Source organism: Saccharopolyspora flava, from assembly GCF_900116135.1.
In the GTDB taxonomy this organism is placed as follows: Bacteria; Actinomycetota; Actinomycetes; order Mycobacteriales; family Pseudonocardiaceae; genus Saccharopolyspora; species Saccharopolyspora flava.
Window position 1 is genome coordinate 93,925 of sequence record NZ_FOZX01000013.1, and the last position, 18,103, is coordinate 112,027.

The 18,103-nt window shown below is 71.1% G+C and carries 14 protein-coding genes; 9 read left to right on the top strand and 5 right to left on the bottom strand.

The annotated features are described in order from the left end of the window. Positions 1-9 precede the first annotated feature (9 nt). Positions 10-687 (top strand): DUF998 domain-containing protein, encoded by a 678-nt coding sequence (locus BM424_RS26295; protein WP_093423408.1) that lies wholly within the window; start codon positions 10-12, stop codon positions 685-687. A gap of 49 nt (positions 688-736) precedes the next feature. On the opposite strand, the gene BM424_RS26300 is transcribed toward BM424_RS26295, so the two are convergent. Both BM424_RS26300 and BM424_RS26305 read right to left on the bottom strand, forming a co-directional pair. Then, positions 737-1,198 (bottom strand): PPOX class F420-dependent oxidoreductase, encoded by a 462-nt coding sequence (locus BM424_RS26300; protein WP_093423529.1) that lies wholly within the window; start codon positions 1,196-1,198, stop codon positions 737-739. A gap of 104 nt (positions 1,199-1,302) precedes the next feature. Continuing rightward, on the bottom strand, positions 1,303-2,511 hold the full coding sequence (locus BM424_RS26305; RefSeq protein WP_093423411.1) for an acetyl-CoA C-acetyltransferase: 1,209 nt from the start codon (positions 2,509-2,511) through the stop codon (positions 1,303-1,305). A 195-nt stretch (positions 2,512-2,706) separates the two neighbouring features. On the opposite strand from BM424_RS26305, the gene BM424_RS26310 reads away from it, so the two are divergent. After that, complete coding sequence (locus BM424_RS26310) at positions 2,707-4,233, top strand: 3-hydroxyacyl-CoA dehydrogenase (RefSeq protein ID WP_093423413.1); 1,527 nt, start codon at positions 2,707-2,709, stop codon at positions 4,231-4,233. 59 nt (positions 4,234-4,292) lie between these two features. Here the strand turns inward: BM424_RS26310 and BM424_RS26315 are convergent, their stop codons facing one another. Next, the gene (locus BM424_RS26315; protein ID WP_245776144.1) at positions 4,293-4,772 is read right to left on the bottom strand and encodes a MarR family winged helix-turn-helix transcriptional regulator; all 480 of its coding nucleotides are present in this window, start codon (positions 4,770-4,772) and stop codon (positions 4,293-4,295) included. Positions 4,773-4,928: 156 nt separating this feature from the next. On the opposite strand from BM424_RS26315, the gene wrbA reads away from it, so the two are divergent. Then, complete coding sequence (wrbA, locus tag BM424_RS26320; RefSeq protein ID WP_093423416.1) at positions 4,929-5,540, top strand: NAD(P)H:quinone oxidoreductase; 612 nt, start codon at positions 4,929-4,931, stop codon at positions 5,538-5,540. Between the two features lie 139 nt (positions 5,541-5,679). Here the strand turns inward: wrbA and BM424_RS26325 are convergent, their stop codons facing one another. Beyond that, positions 5,680-6,342 (bottom strand): 4'-phosphopantetheinyl transferase family protein, encoded by a 663-nt coding sequence (locus BM424_RS26325; RefSeq protein ID WP_093423418.1) that lies wholly within the window; start codon positions 6,340-6,342, stop codon positions 5,680-5,682. A gap of 274 nt (positions 6,343-6,616) precedes the next feature. Here BM424_RS26325 and BM424_RS26330 point away from each other — a divergent pair, with 274 nt between their 5' ends. Next, on the top strand, positions 6,617-7,462 hold the full coding sequence (locus BM424_RS26330; protein WP_175548277.1) for an ABC transporter permease: 846 nt from the start codon (positions 6,617-6,619) through the stop codon (positions 7,460-7,462). Continuing rightward, positions 7,435-8,154 (top strand): ABC transporter ATP-binding protein, encoded by a 720-nt coding sequence (locus tag BM424_RS26335; RefSeq protein ID WP_093423424.1) that lies wholly within the window; start codon positions 7,435-7,437, stop codon positions 8,152-8,154. The genes BM424_RS26330 and BM424_RS26335 overlap by 28 nt, the downstream gene beginning before the upstream one ends. A 7-nt stretch (positions 8,155-8,161) precedes the next feature. Here the strand turns inward: BM424_RS26335 and BM424_RS26340 are convergent, their stop codons facing one another. Continuing rightward, positions 8,162-9,688 (bottom strand): FUSC family protein, encoded by a 1,527-nt coding sequence (locus BM424_RS26340; RefSeq protein WP_093423426.1) that lies wholly within the window; start codon positions 9,686-9,688, stop codon positions 8,162-8,164. A gap of 44 nt (positions 9,689-9,732) precedes the next feature. Between BM424_RS26340 and BM424_RS26345 the strand changes: the two genes are divergently transcribed. From BM424_RS26345 to BM424_RS26360, 4 genes are all read left to right on the top strand, one after another. Further along, the gene (locus BM424_RS26345) at positions 9,733-10,218 is read left to right on the top strand and encodes a MarR family winged helix-turn-helix transcriptional regulator (RefSeq protein WP_425442075.1); all 486 of its coding nucleotides are present in this window, start codon (positions 9,733-9,735) and stop codon (positions 10,216-10,218) included. A 160-nt stretch (positions 10,219-10,378) separates the two neighbouring features. Continuing rightward, positions 10,379-11,653 (top strand): glycosyltransferase family 87 protein, encoded by a 1,275-nt coding sequence (locus tag BM424_RS26350; RefSeq protein ID WP_245776145.1) that lies wholly within the window; start codon positions 10,379-10,381, stop codon positions 11,651-11,653. A 434-nt stretch (positions 11,654-12,087) separates the two neighbouring features. Beyond that, positions 12,088-16,650 (top strand): glutamate synthase large subunit, encoded by a 4,563-nt coding sequence (gltB, locus tag BM424_RS26355; RefSeq protein ID WP_093423431.1) that lies wholly within the window; start codon positions 12,088-12,090, stop codon positions 16,648-16,650. Continuing rightward, on the top strand, positions 16,643-18,094 hold the full coding sequence (locus tag BM424_RS26360) for a glutamate synthase subunit beta (RefSeq protein WP_093423434.1): 1,452 nt from the start codon (positions 16,643-16,645) through the stop codon (positions 18,092-18,094). Before gltB ends, BM424_RS26360 begins: the two co-directional genes overlap by 8 nt. Positions 18,095-18,103 lie beyond the last annotated feature (9 nt).

Consider the following 18,103-nt stretch of genomic DNA (forward strand, 5'->3'; position numbering starts at 1 on the left):
CTGCCGCGCATGTTGCAGGCTCGGGATGAACGGACGCTGCTCCGCTGCGGGACCGCGGGCGCGGTGCTGTTCGTGGCGGCGTTCCTGATCATCGGTTCGGTGCGGGCCGGGTACGACCCGCTGCGCCACCCGGTGAGTTCGCTGTCCATCGGTTCGTTCGGCTGGACGCAGGCGGTGAACTTCTGCATCAGCGGTGTCCTGGTCACCAGCTTCGCCTTCGGGGTGCGCTCGGTGCTGCTGCGATTAGGCGGCGACTGGTGGATCCCCGGCCTGGTGATCGCGGTCGGCGTCGGGCTCATCGGCGCGGGCTTCTTCACCACCGACCCGATCAACGGCTACCCGCCCGGCGCCGAGGAGGTGACCACCGCGACCGGCGTGCTCCACCAGCTGTTCTCCGCGGGGGTCTTCCTCGGGCTGCCCGCCGCGAGCTGGATGCTCGGCCGCCTGTTCTGGGCCACCGAGCACCCGTGGTGGGCAGGCTACTGCTTCCTCACCGCCGTGGCGTTCCTCGCCGGGTTCGTGCTCGCCGCGCTCGGCTTCGGCGGAATGCCCGACTTCCAGCCCTACGCGGGCCTCTACCAGCGCATCACCCTCGGCATCGGATTCGGGTGGTTGCTGCTGATCTCGCTGTTCCTGCGCAGCGCGCGCTTCTCCCGCGCCTTCAACGTCCGGACCCGGACGAGCTGACGCCCCGGCCCGCGCGAGACCGGGGCGTCCCAGACGCTGCGGCCGGGTTTCAGTCCTGGGCCAGGCGAGCCGGGAAACCGCCGGTCGCGATCGGGCCCCAGCGCTCGATGGTGATCCGGATCAGCGACTTGTCCTGGCGGACCATCGCCTCCCGGTACTCGTCCCAGTCCGGGTGCTCACCGGAGATGCAGCGGAAGTACTCGACGAGCCCCTCCAGCGCATCGGGCATGTCCAGCACCTCAGCGGTGCCGTCGACCTGCACCCACGGGCCGTTCCACTCGTCGGAGACCACGCAGACCGACGCCTGCGGATTGCGCCGCAGGTTCCGCGTCTTCGCCCGCTCCGGGTAGGTGGAGATGACCAGCCGGCCCTCGGTGTCCACACCGCAGGTCAGCGGCGACATCTGCGGCCGCCCGTCGGCCCGGGTGGTGACCAGGACGCCCTTGTGCCTCGGCCGCAGGAACTCCAGCAGCGCGTCGCGGTCGACCTTGTCAGCGGTGGCGATCGCCATGAACAGCTCCTCGAAACAGATCGCAGAGAACGCCACCAAGCCTAATGTGGACTGTTGGTGGTCGCTGTGCTCGGCGGTGCGGCTTCGCCGGTTTTCTGGCGGTTTTAGATGCGTTCGAAGATCGCTGCTAGGCCTTGGCCTCCTCCGATGCACATGGTTTCGAGGCCGTAGCGGGCGTTGCGGCGGTGCATCTCTCGGGAGAGGGTCGCCAGGATGCGGCCGCCGGTGGCGCCGACCGGGTGGCCCAGCGAGATGCCCGAGCCGTTGACGTTGAGGCGGTCGAAGTCCGAGGGCTTGAACTCCCACTCGCGGGTGCAGGCCAGCACCTGCGCGGCGAAGGCCTCGTTGAGCTCGATCAGGTCCACATCGGCCAGACCGATCCCGGCGCGCTGCAGCGCCTTGGCCGTGGCCGGCACCGGACCGATGCCCATCGTGCGCGGCGGCACGCCCGCGCGCGCCCACGACACGAGCTTCACCAGCGGGCGCAGCCCCAGCTCGGCGGCCCGCTCCGGGGTGGTGACCACGCAGATCGCGGCCGCGTCGTTCTGGCCGCTGGCGTTGCCCGCGGTCACCGTGGCCTCCGGGTCGTTCTTGCCCAGCACCGGCTTGAGCGAGGCCAGCTGCTCCAGGGTGGTGTCCGGGCGCGGGTGCTCGTCGGCGTCGACCACGACGTCGCCCTTGCGGGACCGCACCGTCACCGGCACCAGCTCGTCGTCGAAGCGCCCGGCCCGCTTGGCCTCGTCCGCGCGCTGCTGCGAGCGCACCGCGAGCTCGTCCTGCTCCTCGCGCGGGATGCCGTACTCGCGGCGCAGGTTCTCGGCGGTCTCCAGCATCCCGCCCGGCACCGGGTGGTTCTTGCCGCCTGCGGTGGTGCGGCCGCGAGCCAGCGAGTCGTGCAGCTCCAGGCCGCTGCCGCGAATGCCCCAGCGGGCCTCGGTGGTGTAGAACGGCGCGCTGCTCATCGCCTCCGCGCCCCCGGCCAGGACCACGTCGCTGACCCCGGTCTGCACCTGCATCGCGGCGTCGACGACGGCCTGCAGGCCGGAGCCGCAGCGGCGGTCGATCTGGGTGCCGCCGACCTCCACCGGCAGCCCGGCGTCGAGCGCGGCGACCCGGCCGATCGCCGGAGCGTCCGAGGTGGGGTAGCAGTGGCCGAGGATGACCTCGTCGATCGCCTCCCCGGGCAGGCCCGTGCGCTCCAGCAGACCCCGGATCGCGGTGGCGGCGAGCTCGACCGCCGACACCGTCTTGAACACCCCGCCGAACCGGCCGATCGGGGTCCGCAGCGGCTCGCAGATCACCGCTTCGCGCATGGCTCGCTCCTTCACGTTGGCACGCAGCCGTTTCCGGCGTCGTCCTGTCGTTGGTAGCACAGCGCGGAGCCCGATCGTAAGCAGCGCGGATTAAGTCGCGTCCTGTCTCACCGGGGTCGCAATTCGGTATTGGACGCTCTCGGCGGGGGCGTGGGAAGCTGATAGGAACCGGTGTCGCCAACGAAGGAGTCGATCATGCTGCCGGGCGAGTGGGCGGAGCGCGTGAGCACCGTGCGAGTGATCGGCACCGGCGTGATGGGGCGCGGCATCGCCCAGATCTGCGCGGCCGCCGGCATCGCGGTGCAGCTCGCCGACGCGCGCCCCGAGGCCGTGAGCTCGGCCGTCACCGAGATCGGGCGGATGTACGACAAGCTCGTCGGCAAGGGCCGGATGAGCGCCGAGCAGGCCGAGGCCGCCACCGGCAGGCTCGTGCCGCTCGCCGACCCGCTGGCCCCCGCCGACTGCGACCTGGTCGTCGAAGCCGTCCGCGAGGACCTGCCGACCAAGCGGGAGCTGTTCGCGGCGCTGGAGAGCGCCGTCCCGCAGCACGTCGTGTTCGCCACCAACACCAGCTCGCTGCAGGTCACCTCGATCGCCACCGCCCTGCGCGACCCGAGCCGCCTGGCGGGCCTGCACTTCTTCAACCCGGTGCCGCTGATGCGGCTGGTCGAGGTGATTCCCGGCGCGCGCACGGCCCCGGAGCTGCCGGAGGTGCTGACCGCGCTGGTCCGCAGGCTCGGCCACACGCCGGTGCGCGCCACCGACACACCGGGCTTCCTGGTCAACCACGCCGGGCGCGGGCTGATCACCGAGTCGCTGCAGATCCTGGCCGAGGACCTGGCCGCTCCCGAGGACGTCGACCGCATCGCCCGCGACGTGCTCGGCCTCCGGATGGGCCCGTTCGAGCTGATGGACCTCACGGCGCTGGACGTGACCCACCCGGCGATGGAGAGCATCTTCGCCGGCTACTACGGCGACCCCAGGCTGCGGCCCTCGCCGATCACCCGGTCCCGGCTGGAGGCCGGACTGCTCGGGCGCAAGACGGGGGAGGGGTTCTACCGCTACGAGGACGGCGTCAAGCGGGAACGTCCCGAACCGGCCGCGCCGCAGCTCACCGACCGGCCGGTGTGGTGCGACGACACCGCGCTGCTGGACTCGCTGGCCGCGGCGGGCGTGCCCGTCGACCGCGGCGAGGAACCCGGCGAGTCGGCGATCGCGCTGGTCACGCCCTACGGCCACAGCGCGGCCTCGGCGGCCCTGTCGGCCCGGTTGCCCGCCGAGCGGGTCTGCGGCGTCGACCCGCTGAGCACCGCCGAGCGGTGCGTGCTGACCGTGCACCCGGCCACCGACCGGGACGTGGCGCGCGCGGCGTGGGCGGCGCTGGCCGCCACCGGGCGCGCGGTGACCATCGTGCGCGACGGTCCCGGCATGGTCGCCCAGCGGCTGCTCGCCGCGATCGTCAACACCAGCTGCTTCATCGCCGAGCAGCGCCTGGCCACCCCGGAGGACATCGACACCGCCGTGCGACTCGCCCTCGGCTACCCGCGCGGCCCGCTGGAATGGGGCGAGCAGGTGGGCACGCGGCGGATCCTGACCGTCCTGCGCGCCCTGCACTCGGCCACCGGCGACCCGCGCTACCGGCCCAGCCGCTGGCTGGTCGAACGAGCCGACCTGGGTCTCCCGCTCAACCAGACCGGCACCACGGTCACCGACGTGCTCTAGAAACCGGCGAACGCGGTTTCGCTACCCGCACCACCACGCGAAACGACCACGGGGACGGGTCACTCCTCAGGAGTGTTGGCCTCGCGGAGGGTGCGCATGGCTTGTGCCAGCGCCAGGGAATCGGTCTTGCCGAGCGGGGCGAGGACGTGTTCGCGCAGGACCTGGGCACAGGTCTCGCGGGCGCGGTTGGCGACCTCGAGGCCGTGCTCGGTGAGCTCGGCGTAGGTGACCCGGCGGTCGGTCTCGCTCGGGACCCGGCGGATGAGGTCGGCCTTGGCCAGCCGGTCGGCGACCTTGGTGAAGCCGCCGCTGCTCAGCGCCGCTTCGCGGGCCAGCTTGGTCATCGGCATCCGGTTGTCGGGTGAGCGCACCAATCGGATGAGGATGTCGAACGACGCCATCGGCAGCCCGTATCCCTCCATGATCGCGGCCGCCAGCTTCTCAGCCGTGACGTGGTAGCCCTCGATGACCAGGCCCCACCAGGTGACGATCTCGTCGTCGTCGACGGCGGCACTGTCCGGACTGATCGCCTCGCTCAACGCAACGCTCCTTCACTGCGGTCTTGTGAGATCCATGCTACACGAAAGAGATTTTCCGGAAAGTCGCTTGCGCGGAAGACATCTCCCCGATATTGTCTTCCGCGTAAGAGATCGACCGAGCCGGACGATCCGCCGTGTGAACAGGAGTTTTGGATCGTGAGCAACGCCGTCAAGGTCAGCGTCATCTACTACTCGTCCACCGGGATCGGTGCGGAGATCGCCAACACCCTGGTCGCCGAGGCTGAAGCGGCGGGCGCCGAGGTGCGGCTGCGTCGCGTCCCGGAGCTCGCTCCCGATGCCGCCATCGACAGCAACCCCGCGTGGCGCGCCAACGTCGAGGCCACCCGCTCGGTTCCGGAGGCCACGCCCGACGACGTCGTGTGGGCCGACGCGGTGATCTTCGGTTCGCCGACCCGCTTCGGCAACATCGCCGCCCAGCTCAAGCAGTACATCGACACCCTCGGCGGCCAGTGGGCCCAGGGCAAGCTCGCCGACAAGGTCTACAGCGGCTTCACCTCCAGCTCCACCGCCCACGGCGGCCAGGAGTCCACGCTGCTGGCGCTGTACAACACCATCCACCACTTCGGCGGCATCGTGGTCGCGCCCGGGTACACCGACGGCAGCAAGTTCGTCGACGGCAACCCCTACGGCACCAGCCACGTCGACGCCCAGGGTGAGAACAAGGTCGACGACGTCACCCGCGCCGCCGCCTCCGTCCAGGCCCGCCGCGTCGTCAAGGTCGCCCGCGCCCTGAAGAACGGCGCGTGACGACCCGCAGTCCACTGTGAGGGGGGAGTGGAGGGCGTCTTCCCGCCGATAGGCGTCCCGTCGATCTCGCGCCGAACGATTCCTTGAGGGGGGAACCGGACGAGCGCGGATCTTCGGGTGGCGGGGAGGCGCCCTCCTCCTATGCCCGCTCCGCGATGGCCGAGAGCACCAGCCCGTCGCGGACCAGCCAGCGGCCGGTGAAGCCTGTCAGCCCGGCCGCGGTCTTGTGCAGCCGCGCGGTGAACGTCCCGGTGGCGAACCTGGCCGCACCGTCTCCCGGGGCGAACTCCAGCGTCGCGTCCTCGAACCCGAGCCACTCGCCGGTGATCGGGTACCACGTCTTGTAGACCGATTCCTTGCAGCTGAACAGGAGCCGGTCCCACCGCGTTCCCGGCTCGCGCTCGCCCAGCTCCGCGACGTGCTCGCGCTCCTCCGGTCGGGAGACGACCTCCAGCACGCCCTCGGGCAGCGGCTGGTGCGGCTCCGCGTCGATGCCCACCGAACGCACCTCGCCGTCGCGGGCCACCGCCGCGCCCCGGTAGCCGGCGCAGTGCGTGATGCTGCCGACCAGCCCCGGCGGCCACACCGGCGCCCCGCGTTCGCCCCGCGGCAGCGCGACCGGCGGCACGCCCAGCTCCCGCATCGCCCGGTGCGCGCACCAGCGCCCGCTGGTGAACTCCAGGCGTCGCTTGGTAACGGCTTTCGCGATCTCGGCCGCTTCGGCCTCGAACAACCTCGCCTCGGGCGGGTCGTCGAAGGTCTCGGCCGTGGCCACCTCGGCGGGCAGGAGCTCCTCGATCACCTCGCCAAACTAGCTCACCCGGTCGCTGACCAGGACGGACGCCGGATGTTCCCACGATGTGGGGCGGGCTTCCACCGCTCGTGCGGTCCGGCTACCGTCGTCGTCATGATCCGGTCCGTGCCACTGACGATCCGGGGCCACGTCGACTTCTCCCGCGTGTCCTCGGCGCTCTGTCGCGCCTGACCTCCTCTCCCGCCTTCCCCCGCACGTCCTCCGCCGCTGAACGCTCACCGGCGGAGGCCTCCGGATGCCCGCCCACGCTCGTGGAGCCCTCATGACCACACACCTCACACCCGTGCCGACGGGTGAGCAGATCGCCGTCACGCGGGTGCGCACCCGCACCGCGCGGCGCGAATCCCGCATCCCCCGATGGACTTTCAAGCTGATCAGCCCGATCGCCCTGGTCGCGCTGTGGCAGGTGCTCAGCGCCACCGGCGTGCTCAGCGACGACACCCTCGCCTCACCGGCCACCGTGGTGGAGACCGGTGGTGAGCTGTTCGCCGAAGGCCGCCTGCAGGAGGCCATCGCCGTGTCGCTGCAGCGCGTGGGCGCCGGCCTGGCCATCGGCGTGGTGGCCGCGACGGTGCTGGCCACGCTGTCCGGGCTGTTCCGGCGCGGCGAGGACCTCATCGACGCGCCCATGCAGATGCTGCGCACCGTCCCGGTGATCGGCCTGATCCCGCTGCTGATCATCTGGTTCGGCATCGGCGAGGAACCCAAGATCGTGCTGATCGCGCTCGCGGTGACCTTCCCGCTGTACATGAACATCTACGGCGGCATCCGCAACGTCGACGCCGGACTGGTCGAAGCCGCCAAGACCCTCGGACTCGGGCCGCTGGCGCAGGTGCGGCACGTGATCCTGCCCGCCGCGATGCCCAACGCGCTGGTCGGACTGCGCTACTCGCTCGGATCCGCCTGGCTGGCACTGGTCTTCGGCGAGACGATCAACGCCACCGCCGGCATCGGCTACGAGATGAACACCGCGCGCGAGTTCTTCCAGACCGACGTGATCGTGGTCTGCCTCGTGCTCTACGCCCTGCTCGGCCTCATCGCCGACTTCATCGTTCGCGGACTGGAAAGGGTGGTGCTGGCATGGCGACCGGCGTTCAGCGGGAAGTGACCGCCAAACCTGCTGTCGTGCGCGGGCTCTCGCGCAGCTTCGGCGAGCGGACCGTGCTCGACCGCCTCGACCTGGACATCGAGCCCGGGCAGTTCGTCGCGCTGCTCGGCCCCAGCGGCTGCGGGAAGTCGACCCTGCTGCGCATCCTCGCCGACCTCGACCAGGAGGTCACCGGGGACGTCGAGGTCGCCGAGCGGCGGGCGGTGGCCTTCCAGGCCCCGCGCCTGATGCCGTGGAAGCGCGTGTGGCACAACGTCGTTCTCGGGCTGCCCGGACGGCCGGACAAGCAGCGCGCCGTCGCCGCCCTCGAGGAGGTCGGCCTCGGCCACCGGGTCGACGTCTGGCCCAAGGTGCTCTCCGGCGGCGAGGCCCAGCGCACCTCGCTGGCCCGCGCCCTGGTGCGCGAGCCCGACCTGCTGCTGCTCGACGAGCCGTTCTCCGCGCTCGACGCCCTCACCCGGCTCAAGGCGCAGCACCTGGTCGGGGAGCTGTGGAAGCGGCACGGCTGCGCGATCCTGCTGGTCACCCACGACGTGGAGGAGGCGCTGCTGCTCGCCGACCGCGTCCTGGTGATGCACGAGGGGCGCATCGGCTACGACCGGGTGCTGGACCTGCCGCGTCCTCGCGAGGTCGGCGACCCGGAGTTCGTGGCGTTGCGCGCCGAGCTGCTCGCGCGCCTCGGCGTCGAATGAGCCCGCGTCACCGCGCGGGCGCGGTGGTGGCGGCGAGCATCCGGTAGGCGTCGTGCTCGCAGTCGAGCACCTCCTGGTCGCCGTGGTGCGGGCGCAGCGGCTCGCCCGCGGCGACCTGGTGCGCGTCGCGCAGCGCGAACACCGCGCGCACCAGGTCCTCCCGCGCCGCCGGATCACCGGGGGAGCGGCGCAGCTCGGCGGTGGCCCGGCGGGTGGTCTCCAGCGCCTCGCGCAGCCGCGCCCGGGCGCGCCGGTTGGTCAGCACCAGGCACACCAGCACGCCCAGCAACGCGCCGAAGAACGTCATGCCCACGCGTTCGGCGACCAGGTGCGGTCCCTCGCCCGGACTTCCCAGCGAGGCCAGGCACAGCGCCAGCGGGGTCGCGAAGGTCAGGCCCAGCCCGTAGTTGGCCATCACCACGAGCTCCGCGGCGACCTGGCAGGCGATGATCACCACCAGGATCGCGACCGGTGAGGGGTCGGCGGCGAAGATCCCCAGCGCCAGCAGGGAACCCGCCGCGGTGCCCGCGCTGCGCTGCAGGGCGCGTTGCCAGGTGGTCGCGGTGTTGTGCGACTGCAGCACCGAGCTCACCGACACCACCGCCCAGTAGGCGTGGTCGAGCTCGAACGTCGCGGCCAGCAGGCCGGTGACCAGCGAGGCCACCGCCATCCGCAGCGCGTTGGTGCGCAGCTCGGCGAACCGGGCGCCACCGGTGCGGACCGGGCGCGGCAGCGGATGCCGGTGCGCCGGAGCCGGCACCGCGCCGCGGCGCAGGCTCCGGCCCGCGGCGCGCAGCTCCTCGGCGCGCTCGGCGGGGTGGTGCAGCAGGTGCAGGGCGCGCGCCAGGTGCCCGCGCAACCGGATCGCGGTGCGCCCCCGCTTCGCGCGCAGCGCGGTGAGCGCCTGGTGCGCGGCGGCGTGCGCGCGGCGGCGCGACGCGTGCCCGGGCTCGTCGAGGTGGTCGGCGACGGCCAGCAGCGCCCGCGCGGTGGCCAGCCGGTGCGGGCCGGTCGGGTGCAGCAGGCCGCCGAGCATGGCCAGCAGGTACGACAGCAGCGCGGACGCGGCCGCCGCCGCGACGGCCACCGCGAGCCCCGACCACGTCTGCGGCGAGTACGCGGCCGCGCCCGCCGCGAAGACGAACATCAGCCCGGCGGGCGGGCCCAGCCGCAGCGCGTCGGCGAGGAGCTTGGACAGCGTCGCCACGCCCGCCAGGACCACCACCTTGGTGAGACCACCGGCACCAGCTGCGGAGACCGCCGCTCCGGCGGCCACGCTCGCGGTGAGCCCGACCGCCACCACCGCCAGCAGCCACGCCCGGCGCCGGTAGGGATCGACCCGGCAGTACAGCGAGGTGAAGGCGCCCAACGCCGCGAACGGCGTCAGCTCCAGGTGCCCGGTCGTCACCAGCACCAGGATCGGCACCGCGTAGGAGACCCCGACCCGCAGCGCCGGTACCAGCACGCCGCCGAACATCGAGGTGATCCGCAGGGCGTCCCGGGTGCGCAAGGTCTGGAGCAACGAACCGTTCACGAGTAAAATATTACCCGGTGTTTTACCCGTGAAGGAGTGTGGCCTTGGACGTCGTCGGACGGATCCGGGAGCAATGGCGCGAGCGGCACCCCGACCTCGACCTCACGCCGATCGAGGTGATCGGACGGGTGCGCAGGCTGGCGGCGCTCACCGACCAGCGGCACGACGAGGACCTCGACGAGCTCGAGCTGTCGCGGATGGAGTTCGAGGTCCTCAGCGCCCTGCGGCGCGCCGGGGGAGCCCTGCGCCCGAGCAGGCTCACCAAGGAGATGCTGTCCTCGGGCGCGGCCACCACCAAGCGCCTCGCCCGGCTCGAGCGCGACGGGCTGATCACCCGGCACCCCTCCGCGCGGGACCGGCGCGAGGTCGACGTGCGGCTCACCGAGCGCGGCCGGGAGGTCATCGACCGCGTCTTCCCCGCCCAGCTGGACCGGGAGCGGGCGCTGCTGGAACCGCTCACCGACGACGAGCGGGCCCGGCTGGCCGAACTGCTGGCCAAGGTCCTCGGGCCGCTCGAAGGAGCGGGGTGAACGTCAACTCCTTCCCGGCGAGGCGGCTGCCGGATCCGGGTCGACGTGGGTTAAGGTTTTTCGGCTTTCACCGGGGGAATTCCCACGGCGCGGCGAACCCGGTGTGATCGCGCGATCACGCGGATGATGCGCCGGTGCCGCACGGACGAGAGGACAGCGGGTGGCCACGGTACGGATCGGCTCCGTCCCTGCTCTGCACCTCGGCGGTCTGCCCGACCGCCTGCGCGGATTCGTGGTCGCGAACTCGCGCGCGATCACGCTCATAGCGGTCCCGGTGGTGCTGGTCGCGCTCGGCCTGCTGCTGCTCACGCCGCGGGCGGGCCTCGACGAGGAATCGGCCATCGACTACCAGGTCTACCGCTGGGCTGTGCACACCTGGCTGGCCGGCGGCGACATCATGAACACCGCGCCCACGGTGAGCATCGGCCGCGTCCTGCCCTGGGTGTACCCGCCGTTCGCGCTGCTGCCGCTGACGCCGTTGGCGCTGCTGCCCTTCAGTGCGGGCCTGTTCGTGCTCTACCTGCTCGACCTGCTGGCCATCGGCGGCTCGCTCTACCTGGTCACCCGGCGCCTGTGGCCCGCCGTGGGGACGCGCGGTGCGCTGGCCGCGGCGATGGCGCTGCTGCCGCTGACGCTGTTCCTGGAACCGGTGTACTCCTCGTTCGGCCTCGGTCAGGTCAACATCCTGCTCATGGGCCTGGTGATGGCCGACTGCCTCGCCGAATCACCGCGCTGGCCGCGCGGACTGCTCATCGGCATCGCCGCGGCCATCAAGCTCACCCCGGCGGCCTTCCTGCTGTTCCTGGTGCTGCGCAAGGACTACCGCGCGGCCGTGGTCGCCGTGGTCACCGCGGCGCTGGCCACGCTGTCCGGGTTCGCGCTGAACTACTCCGCCGCCGTGGAGTACTGGTTCGGCAAGGGGCCCGCGCACGGCGTGAGCGGGTCGGCCTTCCACACCAACCAGTCCATCATGGGCGCGCTGTCGCGCTTCGAGTTCCCGGCACCGGTGCAGAACGGGCTCTGGCTGGTCGCGGCGGTCGCCGCGACGGTGGCCGTGGCGTTCGCCATCCGGCGGGTGGAGCCCGCGCTCGCCGTGTCGTCCAACGCCCTGCTGGCGCTGCTGATCTCGCCGACGTCCTGGTCGGACCACTGGGTGTGGTGCGCTCCCGGACTGCTGGTGCTGCTGGGCTACGCCGTCCGCCGGCGCAGCGTCGGCTGGCTCGTGGCCGCCGGGTGGACCCTGGTCACGGTGCTGGCGGCGGCCTTCAACTGGATGCCCAGCGGTCCTCCGTGGGACGCCGTGGCCCACCTGTTCGGCAACCCGTACACGCTGCTGGGGCTGCTGCTCACCGGGTTGCTGGTGCGCATCGCCCGGCGCGAGCCGATTCGCGCCGAGGTCCCGAGCGTCCCGCTGCGCGAACCCGCGGGTGTCTGAAATCGCGTTTTCGCATTCGGGTGATTGCGCCCACGCGCACGCACGGTGTAACAACAATTACGGAAAAGTGCGGTTCTGAACCGAATCCGAATGGTGTGAGCTGCTATTCGCACCGGATTCGGTGCTGCGCAAGAAGATCGTGAACAACACCACTGATGATCGCCAGCTGTCGCCTTAGGACAGATGCGTGGTGCACAATTCCTCGGACTCCCGGCCTTGGTGACAACGGCGTCTCACTGTCTGAGAGTCGTCATGTTCCCTTAACTTCGTGTTACCTAGCGGTAGCTTTTACGCCGCTGGGTCTGTACAGTGCCTCAAACTGACCAAGAGTGCAACGGCGCATCCTTCATTGTCAGTGCCCCCAAAGGCTCCCGCGGTTCGCAGTGGGTGAGTCATGCCCTGCTGCGCACCGCAGCCTGTCGACGGGAGGTCCGATGCCCCAATCCCACCATGCAAGAAGCGTGGCGCAGCGTAGCGCCCAAGCCAGTGGTCTGTATGACCCGGCCAACGAGCACGACGCCTGCGGTGTCGCGTTCGTCGCCGACCTCCGCGGTCGGCGGAGTCACGACCTGGTTGACAAAGCACTGACGGCGTTGCGCAACCTGGAGCACCGCGGCGCCAAGGGCGCCGACCCCGAGACCGGTGACGGTGTCGGATTGCTGACCCAGATCCCGGACGCGTTCTTCCGCGCGGTCGTGCCCTTCGAGCTCCCCGAAGCCGGCACCTACGCGGCGGGTACCGTGTTCCTGCCCGCCGATGACGCCGCCGCCGAGGAAGCCGCGGCCGTCATCGAGCGGATCGTGGCCGAGGAAGGGCTGCGGCTGCTCGGCTGGCGCGAGGTCCCCATCGCCGCCGACTGCGCGGGCACCTCCGCCCGCGAGACCATGCCGCAGTTCCGGCAGCTGTTCATCGGCGCCCAGGACGGGCAGCAGGCCGAGACGGCGCTGGCGTTCGAGCGGCGGGCGTTCTGCGTGCGCAAGCGGGCCGAGCACGAGGCCGACGTGTACTTCCCGAGCCTGTCCGCCCGCACCATCGTCTACAAGGGCATGCTGACCGAGGCGCAGCTGGGCGCGTTCTACCCGGACCTGGGTGACGAGCGCTTCGCCAGCGCGATCGGGCTGGTGCACTCGCGGTTCTCCACGAACACCTTCCCCTCGTGGCCGCTGGCCCACCCGTACCGGTTCATCGCGCACAACGGTGAGATCAACACCGTCAAGGGCAACCGCAACTGGATGCGGACCCGCGAGAGCATGCTCGACACCGACCTCATCCCGGGTGAGCTCAAGCGCCTGTACCCGATCGCCTCGCCGGAGGCGAGCGACTCGGCGACCTTCGACGAGGTGCTGGAACTGCTGCACCTGGGCGGTCGTTCGCTGCCGCACTCGGTGCTGATGATGATCCCGGAGGCGTGGGAGAACCACGCCGAGATGGACCCCAAGCGCAAGGCGTTCTACGAGTTCCACAACTACCTGATGGAGCCCTGGGACGGCCCCGCGCTGGTCGCCTTCACCGACGGGACCCAGATCGGCGCCGTGCTGGACCGCAACGGCCTGCGCCCCGGCCGCTACTGGGTCACCGAAGACGGCCTGGTCGTGCTGGCCAGCGAGGTCGGCGTGCTCGAGGTCGAGCCGGACAAGGTCGTCCGCAAGGGACGGCTGCAGCCCGGCCGGATGTTCCTGGTCGACACCGACGCCGGCCGCATCATCGACGACGACGAGATCAAGGGCGAGCTCGCCGACGAGTTCCCGTACCAGGAGTGGCTGGACGCCGGCGTCGTGCGCCTGGGCGACCTGCCCGAGCGCGAGCGCGAGCTGCCCTCGCACGACTCGCTGGTGCACCGCCAGCAGGTCTTCGGCTACACCCAGGAAGAGCTCGGCGTCCTGCTGCAGCCGATGGCCACCACCGGCGCCGAGCCGATCGGCTCGATGGGCAACGACACCGGCTTCGCCGCGCTCTCGGAACGCCCGCGTCAGCTGTTCGACTACTTCACGCAGCTGTTCGCGCAGGTCACCAACCCGCCGCTGGACGCGATCCGGGAAGAGCTGGTGACCTCCCTGGGCACCCACGTCGGGCCCGAGCACAACCTGCTCGACCACGCCCCGGAGGCCTGCCACCAGCTGGTGCTGCCGTTCCCGGTGCTCGACAACGCCCAGCTCGCCAAGATCGTGCACATCAACGACGACGGCGACCGGCCGGACCTCAAGCCCGCCGTCATCGACGCCACCTACCGGGTCTCCGGTGGGGGAGAGGCGCTGCGCGCGCGGCTCGACGAGATCTGCGAGGAGGTCTCCCGGGCGGTCGCCGACGGCGCCCACATCCTGGTGCTCTCCGACCGCAAGGCCGACGCGACGCGGGCACCGATCCCGTCGCTGCTGGCCACCGGAGCCGTTCACCACCACCTGGTGCGCGAGAAGGAGCGCACCCAGGTGGGGTTGATCGTCGAAGCCGGCGACGTTCGCGAAGTGCACCATGTCGCTCTCCTCATCGGTTACGGCGCCGCCGCCGTTAACCCCTACGTGGCGATGGCTACGGTCGAAGATCTCGTCAACACCGGCGTGATCACCGGGACCACCGCCGAGCAGGCGACCTCGAACCTGATCAAGGCGCTGGGCAAGGGCGTCCGCAAGACCATGTCCAAGATGGGCGTGTCCACTGTGGCCTCCTACACCGGTGCGCAGATCTTCGAGGCCATCGGCCTCGGCGAGGACGTGGTGCAGCGCTGCTTCACCGGCACCACCTCCCGGCTGGGCGGCGTCGGGTTCGACGTGCTCGCCCAGGAGGTCGCCGAGCGGCACCGCCACGCCTACCCGGTCGACGGCGTGCAGGCGCCGCACCGCTCGCTGGCCGTCGGCGGCGAGTACCAGTGGCGCCGTGAGGGCGAACCGCACCTGTTCAACCCGAAGACGGTGTTCAAGCTCCAGCACTCCACGCGCTCCGGGCGCTACGAGGTGTTCAAGGAGTACACCCAGGCCGTCGACGACCAGTCGCGCGACCTGATGACGCTGCGCGGCCTGTTCAAGTTCCGCGACGGCGTCCGCAAGCCGGTCCCGATCGACGAGGTCGAGCCCGTCTCGTCCATCGTCAAGCGCTTCGCCACCGGCGCCATCTCCTACGGGTCGATCTCGCAGGAGATGCACGAGACGCTGGCGATCGCCATGAACCGGCTGGGCGGCAAGTCCAACACCGGTGAGGGCGGCGAGGACGCCGACCGGTTCACCCCGGACGACAACGGCGACTCGCGGCGCTCGGCCATCAAGCAGGTCGCCTCCGGACGTTTCGGCGTGACCAGCGAATACCTGGTCAACGCCGACGACATCCAGATCAAGATGGCGCAGGGCGCCAAGCCCGGCGAGGGCGGCCAGCTGCCCGGCGGCAAGGTCTACCCGTGGGTGGCCAAGACCCGGCACTCCACGCCGGGCGTCGGCCTGATCTCGCCGCCGCCGCACCACGACATCTACTCGATCGAGGACCTGGCGCAGCTGATCCACGACCTGAAGAACGCCAACCCCCGGGCGCGCATTCACGTCAAGCTCGTCTCCGAGGTCGGTGTCGGCACGGTCGCGGCCGGTGTGTCCAAGGCGCACGCCGACGTCGTGCTCATCTCCGGGCACGACGGCGGCACCGGCGCCTCGCCGCTGTCGTCGATCAAGCACGCCGGTGGTCCCTGGGAGCTGGGCCTGGCCGAGACGCAGCAGACGCTGCTGGCCAACGACCTGCGCGACCGGATCGTCGTGCAGACCGACGGTCAGCTCAAGACCGGTCGCGACGTCGTGATCGCGGCCCTGCTGGGCGCCGAGGAGTACGGCTTCGCCACCGCTCCGCTGGTCGTCTCCGGCTGCATCATGATGCGGGTCTGCCACCTCGACACCTGCCCGGTGGGCGTGGCCACGCAGAACCCGAAGCTGCGGGAGAAGTTCTCCGGCAAGGCCGAGTACGTGGTGAACTTCTTCGAGTTCATCGCCCAGGAAGTGCGGGAGTACCTGGCGGAGCTGGGCTTCCGGTCCCTGGAGGAGGCCATCGGGCACGCCGACCTGCTCGACACCTCCGACGCCGTCCGGCACTGGAAGACCCAGGGCCTGGACCTCGGGCCGATCACCCACGTGCCGGAGCTGCCGCAGGGCGCGGCGCTGCACCAGACCACCGAGCAGGACCACGGTCTGGAGAAGGCGCTGGACAACACCCTCATCCAGCTCTCCGAGGGTGCGCTTAAGGAAGGCACCCCGGTGCGGCTGGACCTGCCGGTGCGCAACGTCAACCGGACCGTGGGCACCATGCTCGGCTCCGAGCTGACCCGGCGCTGGGGCGGCGAAGGCCTGCCGGACGACACCATCGACGTGACCTTCACCGGTTCGGCCGGGCAGTCCTTCGGTGCGTTCGTCCCGCGGGGCATCACCCTGCGACTGCTGGGCGACGGCAACGACTACGTCGGCAAGGGCCTCTCCGGCGGGCGCATCGTGGTGCGGCCCGACCCGAAGGCGCCGTTCGTGGCCGAGCAGAACATCATCGCGGGCAACGTGCTGCTCTACGGCGCGACCGGCGGTGAGCTGTTCGTGCGCGGCATCGTCGGCGAGCGGTTCTGCGTGCGCAACTCCGGTGCGATCGCCGTCGTCGAAGGCGTCGGCGACCACGGTTGCGAGTACATGACCGGCGGACGCGCGGTGATCCTGGGCAAGACCGGGCGCAACTTCGCGGCCGGCATGTCCGGCGGCGTCGCGTACCTGCTGGACATCGACCCGCAGCGGATCAACCCCGAGATGGTCGACCTGGACACGCTGGACGACGAGGACCGCGAGTTCCTGCACGACCGGGTGCGCAGGCACTTCGAGCAGACCGAGTCGGCGGTGGCCCGCGAGCTGCTGGCCGACTGGGACACCGCGGTCGAGCGGTTCGGCAAGGTCATGCCGCGCGACTTCAAGCGCGTGCTGGAGGCGCGCAGCGCCGCCGAGCGCGAGGGCCGCGACGTCAACGAGGCGATCATGGAGGCGGCTCATGGCTGACCCCAAGGGATTCATGACGACGCCGCGGGAGACCCCGCAGCGTCGCCCGGTGGACGTGCGCATCAAGGACTGGCGCGAGGTCTACCTGGAGTTCGAGCAGCCGCGGCTGACCAAGCAGGCCGGTCGCTGCATGGATTGCGGCATCCCGTTCTGCCACCAGGGCTGCCCGCTGGGCAACCTCATTCCCGAGTGGAACGACCTGGTGTGGCGGGACGACTGGGAATCCGCGATCGAGCGGCTGCACGCCACCAACAACTTCCCGGAGTTCACCGGGACGTTGTGCCCCGCTCCGTGCGAGGCGGCGTGCGTCGTCGGCATCAACAGCGACCCGGTGAGCATCAAGCAGGTCGAGATCTCGATCATCGACAAGGCTTGGGAGTCCGGCTACGTCAAGCCGCAGCTGCCGCCGAAGCGCACCGGCAAGAAGGTCGCGGTCATCGGCTCCGGTCCGGCCGGGCTCGCCGCCGCGCAGCAGCTGACCCGCGTGGGCCACAGCGTCGTGGTCTACGAGCGGGCGGACCGCATCGGCGGACTGCTGCGCTACGGCATCCCCGAGTTCAAGATGGAGAAGAGCCGCCTGGACCGGCGCCTCGGCCAGATGCGCGCCGAGGGCACCGAGTTCCGCACCGGGGTGAACGTCGGCGTGGACGTCACCGTGGAGCAGCTGCGCGCCGACTACGACGCGGTCGTGCTCGCCGGTGGGGCCACCCAGGCCCGCGACCTGCCCGCCCCGGGCCGGGAGCTCGACGGCGTGCACCAGGCCATGGAGTACCTGCCGCTGGCGAACAAGGTGCAGGAGGGCGACTTCGAGCGCTCGCCGATCCACGCCGAGGGCAAGCACGTCGTGGTCATCGGCGGCGGTGACACCGGTGCCGACTGCGTGGGCACCGCCCACCGCCAGGGCGCCGCGTCGGTGACGCAGCTGGAGATCATGCCGCAGCCGCCGACGGAGCGCTCCGCGGCGCACCCGTGGCCGACCTACCCGATGCTCTACCGCGTCACCTCGGCGCACGAGGAGGGCGGCGAGCGGCTGTACTCGGTCAACACCCAGGAGTTCGTGGGTGACGAGCAGGGCCGGTTGCAGTCGCTGCGGCTGGTCGAGGTCGAGCGCACCGACAACGGCTTCGAGCCGGTGGCCGGCACCGAGCGCGAGATCCCGGCGCAGCTGGTGCTGCTGGCGATGGGGTTCGTCGGCCCCGAGAAGCCGGGGCTGATCGAGGACCTGGGCGTGGAGCTCGACGCGCGCGGCAACGTCGCCCGCGACGAGAACTTCATGTCCAGCGTGGACGGTGTGTTCAGCGCCGGTGACATGGGACGCGGTCAGTCGCTGATCGTGTGGGCCATCTCCGAGGGCCGCTCCGCGGCCGCGGGCGTGGACCGCTACCTCACCGGACGGGACGTGCTGCCGGCTCCGATCGAGCCGACCGACCGCCCGATGGTCTGAGCGGAAGTT